Origin of the sequence: Clostridium grantii DSM 8605 (assembly GCF_900129965.1) — a bacterium.
Taxonomy (GTDB): Bacteria; Bacillota; Clostridia; order Clostridiales; family Clostridiaceae; genus Clostridium_AF; species Clostridium_AF grantii.
Genome location: NZ_FQXM01000021.1, coordinates 33,666 through 50,719, shown reverse-complemented (window position 1 = coordinate 50,719; position 17,054 = coordinate 33,666). Strand labels below are relative to the sequence as shown.

The window sequence follows — 17,054 nt, the reverse complement described above, 5'->3', positions numbered from 1 at the left end:
AAAAACATTAGAAATAATAAATCTGAGAATTTTCTCAGATTCAACTTATAGTTAATTAAGAAACCTGTTGTATACTCAGTTATATACTACGAGGAGGCGGAAATATGATTCAAGCAAAAAAATTAACTAAAATTTATAAGAACGGATTTAAAGCCGTGGATAATTTGAATCTTACGATAGAAGAAGGAGATATTTATGGATTCTTAGGACCAAATGGTGCTGGTAAAACTACAACCATTAGAATGTTAACTGGATTATTAAATCCAAGTGAAGGTGAAGTTATTATAAACGGCATGAAAGTAAGAGAAAATAATTTAGAAATTAAAAAGGTGATTGGCGTTTTACCAGAATCCCATGGATATTATGATTGGATGACAGCATATGAATATTTAATATATTTTTACAAGTTGTTTGACTCTAAAAACTCTAATGCTCACCAACATGTCACCTATTTACTTGATAAAGTTGGATTAAGCAAGAGAAGTCACACACTTATTGGCCAATTTTCGCGGGGAATGAAACAGCGATTAGGCCTTGCAAAAACATTAATAAATCAACCAAAAGTAGTTTTTTTAGATGAACCAACTTTAGGTTTAGATCCTACAGGACAAAGAGATATTCATGAATTGATAAAAGAATTGAATAGAAGTATGAATATTACAGTATTTATTACATCACATCTATTAAAAGATATTGAGGTTCTTTGTAATAAAGTTGCTATTGTGAAGAATGGGAAACTCATAGAAGAAGACACTATATTAAACCTCCAACAAAAGCACTCCCCTAAAGAAATCATCCACATAAGAACATCAAAGGATGAAAAGGCTAAAATGATTATTGAAAAAATGAACTTAGCTGAAAATGTTAAAATTACTGAAGAAGGGATAAGGATTATTTTGCAAAAGGATGCCTTAAGTGACCAAATAAAACAAGAAATAGTTCAAAGTCTATTCTTAGAAAAGTTAGATATTTATGAAATCACAAAATATAAAACAACTGTTGAAGATATATTCTTAAAACTTGTTACAGACTCAAATGAAAAGGTGGTGAAATAATGAACTGGAATATCGTTAAAAAAGAGATCAAAGAAAACTTTTTCGCAATGAAAGGTGTATTATGGTTATTTGTTGTTGCAGTGCTATTTAGTGGTATGACTTACAGCTTTATTACTGTGAAAGAATTGAGTTTATTGGCTCAGACAGAAGTAATGATTACCATGGGGAAAATGATCTTGGGTGTTTCACTATTGATATCAATCATCTTAGCATCTGTTAGTTTTTCAAATGAAAAAGAGCAAAGTACAATAGAAAGCTTAATGTTAACACCAATTTCTGGCATCCAGTTGGCAAATGGAAAACTTATAGGAACAATGTTCATGTGGTTAATGATTTTTCTTGTGTCTTTACCATATATGATGACATTGAGTTCTGGTACAGGTATTGGTTATCTGGTAATTTTATTTATCTTAATTACTGGAACAGCTATGATTTTCATATATTCCAATATTTCTATTAGTCTGTCCATTATCATGGGATCCTCAAAAAATGCCATGATTACATCTATCCTAGTATTTTTAATAACAGCAATACCTTCTTTTTTATCAACAACAATGAAGAAAGCTGGTTTTGGTATGATTTTAGATGGTATAAGTCCACTTTCTAATACAATTAATTTGATGAAAGGTGTAATTATTAATAGACAAGGTTTGTTATCCTTATCACAGTACATCATCCCAATTATACTTTATGTAATTTTAAGTTATTTTTTATTAGTTGTTGCTGTGAAAAAATTTAACTTTGAAGGAGGAGAATAAAAATGAAAAAATTTAGCGTAATATTGCTTGCAATTATTCTAGCTTTTAATTTAACCACAGTGTTTGTTTTTGCTAGTGAAACAAAAAATGATTTTACAGTTGAATTACTTTCTCCCCATGGCATAAAAGACTATCCTGGCAGAGAAGAAACCGTTAAAGTTAAAATCACCAATAATAGCAGTAAGGATATAAATGAAGTTTTAGCCTATATTACCATGGCGGATATAAAGAAGAATATGACCGTTAACTTAGAAGATTATAGCGCAGACAAACCTTTTTATATTAAGTCCATAAAAGCAGGAGAAGCTCAAATGGTTGATTTGCCCATAAGGTTTGTATATACTAGTACTTATTACCTTTATGTTACTGTAGTCACAAAAGAAAATAATATGATAACTTCAAGTAATGCTATACCAATAGAAATTATAGGAAATACTAAAATCAATAAGCCTCTGACTATGTCAGTTGCAGTTGCCGAACCCCTTCTCCTGTTAGGTATAGTAGGCGTAATATACGGAATAAGAAAAAGAAAATACAAAGTGAAGTAGAGCTGTTTATAGCTCTTTTCCTCATTTATAGATATGGAGGAATAATATGACAACAAAAGATTTATTGATAGTTGAAGATGATAAGGCAATTCTAAGAATTCTAGAACTAGAATTTGAGTATGAAGGTTATACTTTTGATACAGCTTCAGATGGGAGAAAAGCTTTAGAGTTATTTGAAAAGAATAATTATGCTTTGATTTTACTTGATTTGATGCTTCCCCATATTAATGGAATGGAGGTATGTCGAAAAATTAGAAAACATTCTCCCGTGCCTATAATTATGGTAACTGCCAAAAGGGACCTTACTGATCGTGTCATTGGTTTAGATATGGGAGCAGATGATTATATTACTAAACCTTTTGAAATGGAGGAACTTTTAGCTAGAGTTCGTTCATCTCTAAGAAGATCCAAAATGGATAATGTTGATCTTGCTAAAATTAAAATCAAAGATTTGTCCATTAATATTTTAACAAGGGAAGTATCAAAACAGGGAGAGTCTATCGAACTTACAAAGAAAGAATACGAGTTGTTAGAATATCTTGCTAATAATAAAGGAATTGTACTAACTAGAGATCAAATAATAAATAAAGTCTGGGGCTATAATTTCGTTGGGGATACAAATATACTAGATGTGTATATAAAATATCTTAGAAACAAAATTGACTATCCATACAATACAAAATTGATTCAAACTGTTAGAGGTGTGGGCTATACCATTAAGGAGCGAAAAGATGAAATGGGTTAAAATCAATATGCAAAAGATAACCTTTCGATTGACAATGAAATATACACTTTTCTTTTTTATAACCTTGATTTGCATGAGTGCTATCATTTTGTTTAGCACAAAGTATTATTTATATAATCAATCTTATCAAGAGATAGAAAATGTTAGTCAAACTATTCAGCATAAATTGAATTCTAGTAAAGATTTAAACAATGAGGATTTGAATGATATTTCTCAAATGAATGAAAATGTAGATTTAAATCTGCGTAAAAATAATGAAGTGATATTTAGCACCGGGGAAATTTATGATTTGAAAATTCCTATGGATAAAACATTAAAACCTAATTCATTAGAACTAGGGGAAAGCAACTTAATATATCTCAATAATGAATTTATAAATTCTAAGAATGAAGTTCTCTATATACAAGTTATTAAAGATATGGATAATGAAAGAGAATTCATCGTAGTTCTCTTTTGGATACTTATTATCATTAATATAGTAGCTTTTGGTGTTTCAATTATTCTTGGATTTTTAATGAGTAAGAAAGCACTTCAGCCAATTGAGAAGATTACAAATCAAGCAAAAGAAATAAGTGTAAGCGATCTTACTAAGAGAATTAATATAGATGGACCTGATGATGAACTTAAAAGACTAGCAGATACCTTCAATACTATGATTAGTAGTATTGAATACGGCTATGAAAAACAGAATCGTTTTGCATTAGATGCTTCTCATGAACTGGCAACACCTCTTGCCGTAATAAAAGGTTACATTGATATTATAAGCAGATGGGGAAAAAATAACCCTAAGGTCTTGGAAGAAGGAATTGATTCCATCAAAAAAGAAATTTCAAACATGACGAAACTTTTAGATACATTACTCTTCCTAGCAAAAAATGATAATGATATTATGAAACTTGAAAAAAACACATTTTGGCTAAATGAACTTATTATTGAAATAGTGAAAGAAAATAAGATTATTCATAAAGAAATTGATATCAATTATGATATAAATGAAGCGGCATTGCTTTATTCAGATCGAAGACTTATTAAGCAAATGATGAGAGCCATTATAGATAATAGTATAAAGTATTCAAAGAAAGACTGTCGAATTAGAATTAATAGTAAATGTTATGGTGATAAAGTAGAAATTAAAATAAAAGATAATGGTATAGGTATTTCTCCAGAAGACTTACCTAACATATTTGATCGCTTTTACAGAGTAGATAAAGCTCGAACTAGAGATTTGGGTGGTTCAGGCCTTGGATTATCAATTGTTAAATGGATTGTAGATACCCATGGTGGAAATATTAAAGCTCACAGTAATGAAGGTGAAGGGGCATGCTTTTTTATCACAATTCCAACTGAAAACTTGAGGGTGTAAATATTTTTGTGTATTCTAATTTTCTTCTTAGAAATAATTATAACTTTTAGGATCAGGTAAAGCTCTGATTGTGTCTAGTTTTGTAAATTGTTGGCGTTTAAATTATTTACCCTATAGGTATATTATCTCCAAGTAATGGAAATTTTGAATCCTGCTAACCCGTCAACACAGAATATAAGCACATCTTCAACGCCTCTGTTCTTAAGATCATTTAGTACAGATAGCCAGAATTTGCTACTTTCATTAGCTCCAATCCATACGCCTAAGACTTCTTTTTCACCATCTAAATTCACACCTATCACAACATATGCTGCCTTAATAACAACCTGTTTATCTTCTCGTACTTTGTAGTGTATAGCATCCATAAAAACAAATGAATAGGCCCTTTCTAATGGCCTGTTTTGCCAATCTGATACTAATGGTAATATTCTATTTGTTATATTTGATACGGTTTCTGCACTTACGTCTACGCTGTATAATCCTTTTATCTGTTCAGATATATCTCTAGTTGTCATTCCAGTTGCATAGAGTGCTAGGATTTTATCATCTATGCCATCAACAGTTCTTTGGTGTTTAGGCACTATCTTAGGCTCAAAATCGCCATTTCTATCCCTTGGTATATTGATACCAATAGGGCCAAGCTCAGTTTTAATAGTTTTCTTTGAGTGACCATTTCTACTATTAGGACTAGTTTTTTCAGTACTATCGTATTTTCCATATCCTAAGGCTTCATCCATTTCAGCTTCTAGAGATTCTTGCAAAACATCTCTAAACATATCCTTTAATGCATCTAATATATCTGTTGAGCTAGTGAATTTTTGTTCTTGGATATATTCTCTTAATAATTCTTTCGACAAATTTGACATATAAAAAACTCCTTCTTGTAATATATTGTTATCTCAATTATTGCCAAGAAGAAGTTGTTTTTATTCAGTTTACACAAAATTTTTTACAGGGTCAATAATTCAAGAGAAAAATCATTAAACCACATTGAATTATTTTCTTCTTTTATTTTTTCTCTTTCTTTATCTATATCTTTTTCTACATCTTTACCTATATCTTTTTCTTTATCTATATCTTTTTCTCTCTCTTCTTCTTTTCTTTTCTCTTCTTCTTTATCTATATCTTCTTTCTTCTTTCTTCTCTCTTCTCTCTTCTCTCTTCTCTCTAGGAGCGTTATTTAACGTTTCAGTAACGTTACTTGTAACGTTACAACAAGTTTCCTCTTTTGCGGGAGCTTCTATTTCATTTTTCTTTTGTCTATGTTTAGCAACTCTTTTCCTTGTTTGCTCCTTGATTTTTTGCATACCTTCAAGGTTCTGATATTTACTCCAATTACATAACTGTATCCCTTTTACATCAACGCTAATCATATTTAACCTTTGAAAAGTTTCTAGTGCCAATTTAACAATGTTAGTTTGTTTTCTAAATTTAAAAGCTAAAGTGTCCTCTGTATAAGGAATTTCTTCGGTAAGATAGATGTATCCATCATCATTACATTTACCAGCTAAAACAAGTAATCTAACCCAAATAACAAGTATTGAATCTCCTTCGGGCAAGCTTTGTATAAAATCAATCTTTTCATCATCAAACAATTCTATAGAAAGTTTAATCCATTTAACTGTAGCCATTCATTTCCCCCTCTTTCTCGAATTTAATTTTAATAATTTATATTTTACAATTAAATCCTCACAAAATGTATTACATTGTATATACAAGTTATAAACTCTTTTTTGAAAAAATATTTCAATTTTTTTTGATTATTAATAATTAAATATTAATTTAAACACAACAAAAAAAGATGAGTGGATTAATCTCACCTTTTTTGATTGAGTATACCTATTGTGATAACAGATGTTAGCATTTTCTCTTCTAAATCAATTGTTCCTCAAAAACTCCGCTCAAATTCCATTTATCTATTTTCTTAGCAATTTCATCACTATCTATAGTATATAAATTTAATTTCTTCATTCTATTAAAATACTCTGATCCTGCAAAAGTATATCTAGTTCTTCTGCCTTCTGGAGTCATCATTTTATAATTTGCATAAGCAATTATATCTCCAATAGCTATAGCTTTAGGTAGTACTAATAAAGGCATTCCTAAATTATATCTTACCGCATTATGCCCCGCTAAAGCGCCTGTACAAATTGCCTCTGTATGCCCTACAAACAAACCAGATTTCTCTCCCGCGCAAAACATATTTTTAACACCTTTTACCTTCATATCATCAGTTCTAGGCGCTACAGAAAGATATCTAATAGAGTTACCTTTCCCCCCTGCATAAGGGTCAATATATTTTGCTCTTTCGAAGCCTTTAATGGTTCTTAATTTTTCTAAAGGATAATAAGTAGTCATCAACTTAACATGACCAGTATCAAGTAAAATAAGATTCTCTGCAAATTCTTTCAAAGCATACTGTTGACAAACTTTTCCTTTTAGTTTCTCTAAATTAACATCCTCTGGTGGGAGTTTTGCTATATAAACTCCTGTTTTTTCTAATTCCTCAACAATAAATTTATCTAAACTGTCTTTGCAAAGCTTACAACTTCCACTAATTGCCCCTAAACTATCTTTGTCCCTTTCTGCTTGAAGATCCATTACTCCTGCCCTAGAACTTAAACTCACTCTAGGTCCAAAAGCTGGACATCTCAAAACACACATTGAACAACCGTTGCCATATCTCAAACAATTCCCCATAGGTCCAGTGGAACCAGTGGTTTCTATTATCGAATCACATTCAACATACTCTCCTTCTGCAAAATAAACACCTTTGATATTTCCATTTTCATTTTTTATATCTATTGCTCTTTTCATAAAATGCATTTCAATCCCTAGGGACTTCAAATGATTTCTAACTTCTGCTTCTATAATATTTACATCGTAAAGCCAAGCATGTTCATGTCCCGGAAATGCAATATTTTTATGTCTAGAGTTTTCATCTGTTATATTAATTAAATCCCCTGCCCCAAGCTCTATAAGTTCTTCTGCAGCAGTATATCTTCCGTTATTCCTCATTATGCCGCCTACATTTCCAAGCCCTAGAAGCATATCAGTTTTTTCATATAATGCAACATCTGCACCCGCTTTTTTAGCTGAAATAGCCGCTGCACAACCTGCCCAACCTGCTCCAATAATAACAACTTTCATATAAATCTTCTCCCTTCAAATATAAATTCAGGATCAGTTTGAAGTTTACAAAGTCTTTTTACTTTATGCCCTTTAAATCTGGCAGTACATGCACCGCAAATCCCTTCACCACAACTCATTTTTGCATTATTTGAACAACTAAGCGGAACTCTTCCTGCTATATAATCCATGGTCTTAACAATTAAAATATCTGCTGCTGATACATGGATGAGATTAATATCGTACTCTTGGATCTTTGCATCTATTATATTTTTTAACTCTTCACTTATTTCTCCATTTTGAAAAGTGTTACACAAAATAACTTCTGCATTACACTCATTAAGATATTTTTCTACAAATACTTCATCATAATTTGCTTTATCAATCACCACTATAATTTTATTTCCATTAGAATAAAGCTTTTTCATTACAGGAATCATAGGTGCTTGCCCAATTGCTCTTGCTATTATAACGAGGTTCCTTCTTTTTTTTCAATAATATGTTTTAATCCAAAATCACCATTCCAAAATGGTGCTTTTACCATAATATTTTCACCTTCTACTAGCTCATCTATTTTCTTAGTTTTTACTCCTTTTATTTCAATAGCTACCGTTATAGTATTTTCTGTGATATCTGATTCCATTATTGAAATTGGTACATTGTGTAAAATATCACAACTCGGATTTCTTAAAAACACAAAACTACCTGGTGGCAGTAGATCTCTTACAATATTATGCGGAAGAAGAATTGTTAATAATATAACATCTTTGAATAAAAGCTTTTTCTTGATTATATTACATCGATAGGTTTTTCTGCCTTCTTTTGCTTTTTCACCATTCCAAAAATACTCTTGATAAATACAAGTTCCCTTCCAATTTGTGCAATCACAAAAACACTTACCTGAAAGTTGAGAACAAAGAATACAATCTCCAGTTTCTGCTAGTTTGCAAGGTCAATATTCTGTACCAGAGTCTATACAATCTATAATTTCATATTTCATTATTTACCTCCTGTAGCACTCTAATATTAAGATATTTTACAAAAGCTAATTTTGTTACACCAAAAACATTTTTTTAGCCCAAAGGTAGTTATTCGCCTTTAGATTCAGCTTGTTAATATATTAAAATAAAGTTTACATAAGAAATAAGTGGCTGTATAATATGAAAGGAATCTAATCTTATTTATATAGAACTGAGTGGTGACATTATGAAGAGTTTAAAAAAGAAAATTATATTTCCAGTAATTTTTCTTACATCATTGGGCGTGTTTTGCTTTTCCGTAATTACTTTTAATTATTTTGAAAGATTAATCATTAGTCACTATCAAAAGTTATCAGAAGAAAAAATTGATAAACTAGTTATTGAAATAGACTGCGATTTTGAAAGATGGAAAGAAACAATGAATTTGCTTTCATCTTTGGACTCAGTAAGTAATTTAGATTATGAAAAACTAAAGGAATACGTGTCCTCTAACGCAAAATTCTTTTCAGAGTTTGAATCAATTTTATTGAGCGACTTAGATGGTAATTTCTTAACTACAGGCGGGGTTTCTGGAAATATTGCAGATAGAGACTATTTTAAAGAAACCATGAAAGGTAATACCACAGTGTCTCATCCAATACTATCTAAATCTAGCAATAATCCGATTATAGTGATTTCTGCTCCTATAAAGGATGAAAATGGTGAAGTAAAAGGGTTAATAGGCGGTACAGTAAAACTTTCTTACATAACAGATTTAATAAATGAAGAAAAATACGCAAATAACGGATATGCATATATGATGGATTCTACGGGATTAATGATAGCTCACCCTGACAAGAAGATTCTATACACATATGACTATGTACTTAATCAAGATCCTACATTAGTTAATTTTGTTGCTAAAATGAAACAAGGTGAAGAAGGTACAGAATATTATTTATACAAAAACGAGAAAAAGTTTGTATCCTACAAGCCGTTAAAAACAGTAGACTTCAGTTTGGCAATTTCTGTTATTTATAGTGATATGACATTATCTTTGTTAAAATTAAAAGAAATAATCATCATAGCATCAATTGTTTTTATACTTATTATAACCCTATTATTATACTATCATATAAATTTAATAATAAAACCTATTAATAAATTAAAAGATTATATTGAAATTGCAACAGAAGGAGATTTATCTGTGCAATCCGATATTGATACAAACGATGAAATATCTTTGCTATCAAATAGTTTTAACACATTAATTAGAGAAAATAAAGGAATGTTAGAAGCATCTGTTGAACGAGATAAGGAAAAGTCTATTTTTTTCTCAAATATATCTCACGAACTAAAAACACCTTTGAATCTAATATTCTCAACCACACAATTAATGGAATTACACAATAATAACAACTCTCTAAACAATGCCAAAGTAGACAAATACATAAAGATTTTTAAACAAAATAGTTATAGACTTTTAAGATTAGTAAATAATATAATTGACATTACTAAAATTGATTCAGGTTTTATAGATTTAAATTTTCAAAATAGAAATATTGTAGAAGTAGTCGAGAATATAACTTTATCGACTGTAAATTACATAGAAAGTCAATCAAAAGAAATTATTTTCGATACAGAAATAGAAGAGAAAATAATGGCCTTTGATCCCGATGCTATGGAGAGAATCATTCTAAATCTTATATCTAATGCAATAAAATTTACAAATGCCAATGATATAATTCAAGTTAGTATTTTTGATAAAAATCAAAGTATTGTTATATCAGTAAAAGATACTGGTATCGGTATACCAGAAGATAAACAAAAAATCATCTTTGAAAGATTTGCTCAAGTTGATTCCTTATTAACCAGAAAAAAGGAAGGTAGTGGAATCGGTCTTACTTTAGTTAAATCTTTAGTAGAAATGCATGGTGGTTCTATACACTTAATAAGTGGTAGTAATGAAGGTTCTGAATTCATTGTTGAAATTCCTGTAAATTTAGTAGCGTCTGAAGAAAGCTCTCATAAGTATCGGGAGATAGATAGTGAACTATATGTGGAGAAAATCAATATTGAGTTTTCGGACATTTATTATTAGAGACATACCACTTCAACTATAAATTAAGTTTCACAGTGGGATCCCTATAGACAAACCACTTCAACTATAAATTTATACTTGTCCAAAATTCCTTGAAACGTGGAGATTTTTGACATGAATAAATTAAGTTTACGTATGGTTTGTCTATAGTATCTATTTTTGCAATAGATTTTATTGAATATTCCCCCATTAATATGTATAATTATAATATTAATCATCAATAGGGAGGAAATAAAATGGGGAATTTTGAAAATGTATCGATTGTAAAGAAAGCGAATATTTACTTTGAGGGCAAAGTTACAAGCAGAGTAGTTTTATTCCATAATGGAGAAAAGAAAACTTTAGGAATTATGTTACCTGGAGAATATGAATTTGGTACAGAACTTAAAGAATTAATGGAGATTACTGCTGGGAATTTAGATGTGAAATTGCCTGGAAATGATGAGTGGGTGAATTTCACTGGGGGTAGTGAATTTGAAGTACCTGCAAATTCTAGTTTTAAATTAATAGTTAAAGAAACTACAGATTATTGTTGTTCATACATAAAAGAGTAATAATTTTCAAAACAAATTTTGGGGAGTTTATTTTGAAAGGAGACAGAAAACTATGCTTAAGGAATATTTAAAAAATAATGTTTTAATTACCGATGGAGCCATGGGTACTTATTATTCAGAATTAACTAAAGATTATTCGTCTTTATGCGAATTTGCTAATATTAACAACCCAGAAATCATAGAAAAAATACACCAAGATTATATAAAAGCAGGTGCTAAATTAATTAGAACCAATACTTTTTCTGCTAACTCTGTTTCCTTAGAAGTTTCAAGAGAAAAGGTATCCGAAGTTATTGAAAAAGGTTATAAAATTGCTGAAGTTGCTACTAAAAACACTTCTGTTTTTATAGGTGCTAGTATTGGCCCTATTCCTAAAAATCAGGTTGAAGATTCTGATCTAGATATTTTAAATGAATATAAATTTATAGTGGATACTTTTCTAAATCTAGGTGCTAAGATTTTTGTGTTTGAAACTTTTAGCAGTTTAGAATATTTGAAGGAAATTTCAGAGTATATAAAAGAAAAAGATTCTACTGTTTTTATACTAACTCAATTTGCGATCAGATTAAATGGTCTTTCAAGAAAAGGAATTAGCATAAACACTTTTGTGGAAGAAGTAAAATCAATAACTTATATAGATGCTTACGGATTTAATTGTGGTTCTGGTCCCACTCATTTATACAAACATCTAAAGAAATTAAATATATTCAGTGATATTGTTTCTGTACTGCCTAATGCTGGTTATCCTGAATTAGTTAATGAAAGAACTATTTATGTTAACAATCCAGAATATTTTAGTGAGATAATGTTTGATGTAAAAAAGTTGGGTGCTAAAATTATAGGAGGTTGTTGTGGTACAACGCCCTCTCATATAAAAAAGTTATCGGAATCCTTGAATAAAAATACTGCTGATGATTCTCATTTTTTTCATGATGATTCAATAAAAACTTCATTAATTACTAAAAAAGATAATGCTTTCTTAAATAAATTAGAAAAAAATGAATTTGTTATTGCAGTGGAACTTGATCCTCCTTATGATACTTCTATAGAAAAGATTATGCATGGAGCACAGGTTTGTAAAGATAATAATGTGGATTTGGTAACTGTTGCAGATTCTCCTAGAGCTATTGCAAGAGTAGATTCTCTTATGATTGCTGCAAAAATCAAAAGAGAAATCGGAATAGATACTATGCCCCATATTTGTTGTAGAGATAAAAATATAAATGCTCTTCGCTCCGGATTGCTGGCTACTCATATAGAGGGAATCAGAAATATCTTGGCGGTTACTGGTGACCCTGTGGCCGACGTAGATAAACACTCCACAAAAAGTGTTTTTAATTTAAACTCTATTAAATTAATGGAGCTTATTTCTGAAATGAATAAAGGTACTTTTGAAAAAGATGAAATAACTTCATGTGGTGCTCTTAATTTAAATGTGATAAACAAAGATGCTGAAGTATCTAGAATGATAAAGAAAATAGATAAAGGTGCTACCTTTTTTCTTACTCAACCTCTTTATGATGATGCATCAATTGAATATCTTATAAAGCTAAAAAAAGAGCATGATGTAAAAATTCTAGCAGGCATAATGCCTATTGTTACATATAAAAATGCTCAATTTTTGAATAACGAAGTTCCTGGAATTTCTATACCAGATGTTTATCTAGATAGATTCCATATAAATATGACTAAAGAAGAAGCCGAAGCTGTTGGGGTAAATTTAGCTGTGGAAATAGCTAATAAAATAAAACCTCATGTGGATGGTCTTTATTTTATAACACCTTTTAATAGATTTGAGATGGTAATGAAAATTGTAAATGAAAGTAACAAGTCTATATAGTTTCACCATTGCAACAGCTTCATCGCCATTTCTTAATGAAAAAAAGTAGGTGGATTTTATATAAATCCATCTACTTTTTACTATATCATGCATATAAAACCTTTGATACTTGCAATGTAGTCACGGCTATCCTGCTTTATATTTCTTAATATTCTCCTCTTCCCATATTCTCCACTTTAATGTCAACATTAACGATTATGTCAGAATTAGAAACTACTTCGTCCCAATTCACTTCTGATGTCTTCCATATTTGGCTGCAGCTACTCTTCCTAATGCAAGACAGTCAACATTATATTCTTTTTGCATTTCTGTTATAAAATCCAAACATTGTTTTTCTACTTTTTCTTTCATTTTAGTTTGAAATAGTTTCATGGTTTCAGAATTCTCATGTATATCACTATACAACTCATTTTCAATAATATTTCCACATAACAATAAGTCTATATAAAAAATAAATTTATCTTCTTTCTTTTCACACCTAACTTTTCTCTTTGTTTTTACTTTAAAACTTATATATTCTTTAGGAGTTTCTTGTACTGCAAGTATACCCTTAACCTTATGTTCTCTAAGCAAATTCATAATTCTTGCTTCAGCTATATCTATTTTTCTAATCATTTTATCTTCTTTAAATAATGCCATTCCAGTAATTTTTAATCTTTTATCTTTAACTTCAATATAAGGTAGTACAACATTCCTTCCCTCTGCCTCCATTCTCACAAAAACATCCATCATTTTATAATTATTTGAAAAGAAGTTATCTTCAATAGACCGTTTCAACATTCCTTCTATATAGTCAGCAGCACTAGGATATTCAGACACCTGATACTTTAAAATATCTTCAGCCTTACCATTACACACTGCCAACAGAGCTGTATCATTTATATTGGAATTTTTAAATTCTGTATCTATCAAATTTTTTATACCAAATTGTGAATATGCTTCACTAAATATATATACTCTTTCAAGTCCTAATATCATTGATTTATTTGTTATCAGTTGTCTTGACTCTCTACTTCCAGTCAAATAACTACTTACACCTGTATTTATTATGCTACCAATTCGCTGATTTTCACCATAATTATAATAAGAAATAGGTACACTATATTCTTTATTACCTCCTATTATATCTACTCCTATACCCGTAGGAATATCAAGATTCTCAACAGGCAAATAATCTACTCCACTACGAAAATAAATGTAAATTAATATAACTAAAATAGAAATAAATATATGTTTTTCTTTGTTCAGCAAATTATAAAATATATTAATATTTTTTTTATACATATGTTTCCTCCAACTTTAACTAACATTTATACTTAATTGATATTAGTAGCCCGGTTACTGTAAAAAATATTAAATTGAAAATTATAAAAGGCACCATTGCAAAGTCAAATATTTTTACTCTCAATATTCTATCTGTAAGTTTTAAAGACAAGTAAAGAATAACTGGATAAATAAGTATACATATTTTTTTTATATCTATTTTTGTGAAATTGCTTAAATTGAAAGCAAAAGCAAAATAGTAGTTAGCCATAAGTCTTAATGCTAACATAATCCATACGAACATAAATATATATCTAAAGTTATTAATTATAGGTATATTTATACTTTCAAAAACCATTATAAAAGACCAATAACTTTTAGGGATTATATCTATACCCAGATAAAATATAGTGATAAAAACAATCCACACATATACTGCTCCACATAATGCTACAGCTTTTAGCGCAGCTTTTTTTATAGACTTAGTATCTTCTACAAATGGATGGAATAAAAGTAATGCTTCCCAACCATAGTAAGAATAAGCAGTTGTTTTGGTTGTTTTTAAAATATTCATTAAACCAGAACCAAAAACAGGCTGTATATTCAGTATGCTACCATATTGTAGAGCTGATATTGCGAGTAATAATATACCTATAAATATATAAGAAATCAATGCACTTGTTTTTGCCAACACCTTTAATCCTTTGTGAGCTGCATAAGCCGCTAAAGAAACTGCAACAATACCAATTTTTAATGGCGTCAAAAAATCCACGATATAGGTTTTCATTAGAATAATAAAGTCCGAAATAATTGCAACAGTCAAAAGCAAAAATTGCAACATAAAAACAAAATTCAATAAACTCCCTAATAAACTACCAAAATATTTTTTAGTTAAACTAAGTATATTTTCTTTTGGATGTTTATTAATAATATAGCTGGCTATAAAAACAACATATATTGGATATACCAGTGCTATTATAACAGAAATCCATGCATCCTGACCTGCTGTTTCTACAAGAACATTAGGTAGTTTTACAACTCCAGATCCAATGACAAAACTAAATAATAAAAAAGTTAGTTCATTTGAAGTTAAAAGATTTCTTTTTTGTTTATCCATTTTTATTCCTCCTGAACTGCTTCCTAAAATCACTCTGTCTTATTGGGTTATTATTAGGAATTGATTCTGGTCTTTTATTCATCTTCCATGATGTAGATCGTATAAAAATATCTTTCATGTCACTCTTTTTAAAGCAAATATAAGGTACCCCAAAGCTTTCTAAAGAGAAAAGATGGATTATCAAAAAAAACACACCCGCTGTTAGACCTAAGAACCCCATAGCACTTGTAATTATCAGCATAGGAAATCTTATAAACCTTATACTAAGGGACATTTCATAACTAGGTATTAAAAAAGTAGCTATAACACTTATTCCAACTACAAGTAAAGTAGTAGGGCTCACTATTTTAGACTCAATTGCAGTATTTCCTATGATAATACCTCCTACTATACTTAGTGTTGAAGCTATTCTAGGAGGTAACCTAAGCCCTCCTTCTCTTAAAAATTCTACTACTATTTCCATTGCTAATACTTCAAAAAGAGGTGTTAAAGCTATCCCTCTCCTAGACTGCACAATAGGATTTATAAATTTCACCGGTATAAGTTCAGCATTGTATTGTATTAGTGCTAAATATATAGAGGGCAATGTTATTATTATAAAAATTGCTATAATTCGTAGAAATCTTGAAAAGGATGAAATTATCATTCTCTCATTATAATCTTCAACCGCTTGAAAGAATTCTACAAAAATGCCAGGTACTGTGAGAACATAAGGAGTTCCACCTAATATGATAGCTATTCGCCCTTCCATTAAATTTGCATTTATTATATCAGGTCTTTCAGTACCATAAATTTGTGGGAATATAGAGTAACTACTATCTTCTATATATTGTTCCAAAACCCCAGTGTCATCTACTAAATCAACATCAATAGTCATTATTCTATTACGAACTTCATTTAAAACATCTTTATCTACTATATCTTCAATGTATATTAGTGCTAAATCTGTTTGAGAGCGTCTTCCTAGCTTAAATGTTTCTATCTCTAAATTTTTATCTTTAATTCTTCTTCTTATCATACTAATATTTACTTCAATGTTTTCCACGAACCCTTCTCTCGGACCTCTAATTGCCGATTCTGAAGGTGAATCAGTTATGGAACGACGTTCTCCACCCACAGTATCAGCAACTATGAAGCTTTCCACTCCATCTATCAATATGGCCGTCTTTCCTGATTTTATGGACTCTATAACCTTATTGATATCTGTTTCTACGATGGTCCCGGACATGGGTATATATCTTTTACAAATATATTCTGCAGTACTTTCTTTTAAAATTAACTCTTCATTTACTTTAAACATCAATGGTGTCAATACATCTCTATCTATACTATCATTATTTACTAATCCACTTACAAATATAATGGCAGCATTGATATCCTTATTTTTTCCCATTAAAATTTTTTTTATATTTACAATACTTTTAGCTCCTATTTCATTAATGATTAAATCGATATTTTTATCAAAATTTGTTTTCATTATTTTTATCACCTACATTCAAAAGCATATATACAAATTAATCCTTTTACTCCTTAACTATACGTTTTGCATTTCTTTGTACCTTTATACATAAGCATAATTAATACTGATTATTTTAAACATTTTTGTGCTCCCACTGCAAAAG

Annotated in this window: 13 protein-coding genes and 2 pseudogenes; 8 read left to right on the top strand and 7 right to left on the bottom strand. The window is 29.8% G+C overall.

Annotation, left to right across the window (positions count from 1 at the left end; genetic code table 11):
* Positions 1 to 104 precede the first annotated feature (104 nt).
* Genes BUB83_RS15690 through BUB83_RS15670 form a run of 5 tightly spaced genes read left to right on the top strand, consistent with a single transcriptional unit; the run spans position 105 to position 4,469 of the window.
* Positions 105 to 1,055: an ABC transporter ATP-binding protein gene (locus BUB83_RS15690; RefSeq protein ID WP_073339532.1), complete on the top strand. Its 951-nt coding sequence runs from the start codon at positions 105 to 107 to the stop codon at positions 1,053 to 1,055.
* The gene (locus tag BUB83_RS15685; protein WP_073339530.1) at positions 1,055 to 1,813 is read left to right on the top strand and encodes an ABC transporter permease subunit; all 759 of its coding nucleotides are present in this window, start codon (positions 1,055 to 1,057) and stop codon (positions 1,811 to 1,813) included. The genes BUB83_RS15690 and BUB83_RS15685 overlap by 1 nt, the downstream gene beginning before the upstream one ends.
* Before the next feature lie 2 nt (positions 1,814 to 1,815).
* A complete protein-coding gene (locus BUB83_RS15680) occupies positions 1,816 to 2,361 on the top strand; it encodes a hypothetical protein (RefSeq protein WP_073339529.1) in 546 nt (181 codons plus the stop codon).
* 46 nt (positions 2,362 to 2,407) lie between these two features.
* Entirely contained in the window at positions 2,408 to 3,106 is a 699-nt protein-coding gene (locus tag BUB83_RS15675; protein WP_073339527.1) for a response regulator transcription factor, read from the top strand.
* A complete protein-coding gene (locus BUB83_RS15670; protein ID WP_073339526.1) occupies positions 3,093 to 4,469 on the top strand; it encodes a sensor histidine kinase in 1,377 nt (458 codons plus the stop codon). Before BUB83_RS15675 ends, BUB83_RS15670 begins: the two co-directional genes overlap by 14 nt.
* Before the next feature lie 134 nt (positions 4,470 to 4,603).
* On the opposite strand, the pseudogene BUB83_RS15665 reads toward BUB83_RS15670, so the two are convergent.
* The 4 genes and pseudogenes from BUB83_RS15665 to BUB83_RS21340 all read right to left on the bottom strand — a co-directional run.
* Positions 4,604 to 5,335: pseudogene (locus BUB83_RS15665) on the bottom strand (IS256 family transposase); the annotation flags it as partial.
* A 249-nt stretch (positions 5,336 to 5,584) separates the two neighbouring features.
* Positions 5,585 to 6,100 carry a phage replisome organizer N-terminal domain-containing protein gene (locus BUB83_RS15660; RefSeq protein ID WP_073339524.1) on the bottom strand — a complete coding sequence of 172 codons (516 nt, stop codon included), beginning with the start codon at positions 6,098 to 6,100 and terminating at the stop codon, positions 5,585 to 5,587.
* 241 nt (positions 6,101 to 6,341) lie between these two features.
* The gene (locus BUB83_RS15655) at positions 6,342 to 7,619 is read right to left on the bottom strand and encodes an FAD-dependent oxidoreductase (protein ID WP_073339523.1); all 1,278 of its coding nucleotides are present in this window, start codon (positions 7,617 to 7,619) and stop codon (positions 6,342 to 6,344) included.
* Positions 7,616 to 8,598: pseudogene (locus tag BUB83_RS21340) on the bottom strand (sulfide/dihydroorotate dehydrogenase-like FAD/NAD-binding protein). Before BUB83_RS21340 ends, BUB83_RS15655 begins: the two are co-directional and overlap by 4 nt.
* 206 nt (positions 8,599 to 8,804) lie before the next feature.
* Between BUB83_RS21340 and BUB83_RS15645 the strand changes: the two are divergent.
* From BUB83_RS15645 to BUB83_RS15635, 3 genes are all read left to right on the top strand, one after another.
* Positions 8,805 to 10,658: a HAMP domain-containing histidine kinase gene (locus BUB83_RS15645; protein WP_073339521.1), complete on the top strand. Its 1,854-nt coding sequence runs from the start codon at positions 8,805 to 8,807 to the stop codon at positions 10,656 to 10,658.
* Between the two features lie 236 nt (positions 10,659 to 10,894).
* Positions 10,895 to 11,212 carry a pyrimidine/purine nucleoside phosphorylase gene (ppnP, locus tag BUB83_RS15640; protein ID WP_073339519.1) on the top strand — a complete coding sequence of 106 codons (318 nt, stop codon included), beginning with the start codon at positions 10,895 to 10,897 and terminating at the stop codon, positions 11,210 to 11,212.
* A 52-nt stretch (positions 11,213 to 11,264) separates the two neighbouring features.
* Entirely contained in the window at positions 11,265 to 13,052 is a 1,788-nt protein-coding gene (locus BUB83_RS15635; RefSeq protein WP_073339518.1) for a bifunctional homocysteine S-methyltransferase/methylenetetrahydrofolate reductase, read from the top strand.
* A 228-nt stretch (positions 13,053 to 13,280) separates the two neighbouring features.
* On the opposite strand, the gene BUB83_RS15630 is transcribed toward BUB83_RS15635, so the two are convergent.
* From BUB83_RS15630 to BUB83_RS15620, 3 genes are read right to left on the bottom strand one after another with little or no spacing between them, the layout of a single operon-like run.
* A complete protein-coding gene (locus BUB83_RS15630) occupies positions 13,281 to 14,336 on the bottom strand; it encodes a Ger(x)C family spore germination protein (protein WP_084133612.1) in 1,056 nt (351 codons plus the stop codon).
* Positions 14,337 to 14,355: 19 nt separating this feature from the next.
* A complete protein-coding gene (locus BUB83_RS15625; protein WP_073339516.1) occupies positions 14,356 to 15,432 on the bottom strand; it encodes a GerAB/ArcD/ProY family transporter in 1,077 nt (358 codons plus the stop codon).
* A complete protein-coding gene (locus tag BUB83_RS15620) occupies positions 15,425 to 16,909 on the bottom strand; it encodes a spore germination protein (protein WP_073339515.1) in 1,485 nt (494 codons plus the stop codon). The genes BUB83_RS15625 and BUB83_RS15620 overlap by 8 nt, the downstream gene beginning before the upstream one ends.
* Positions 16,910 to 17,054 lie beyond the last annotated feature (145 nt).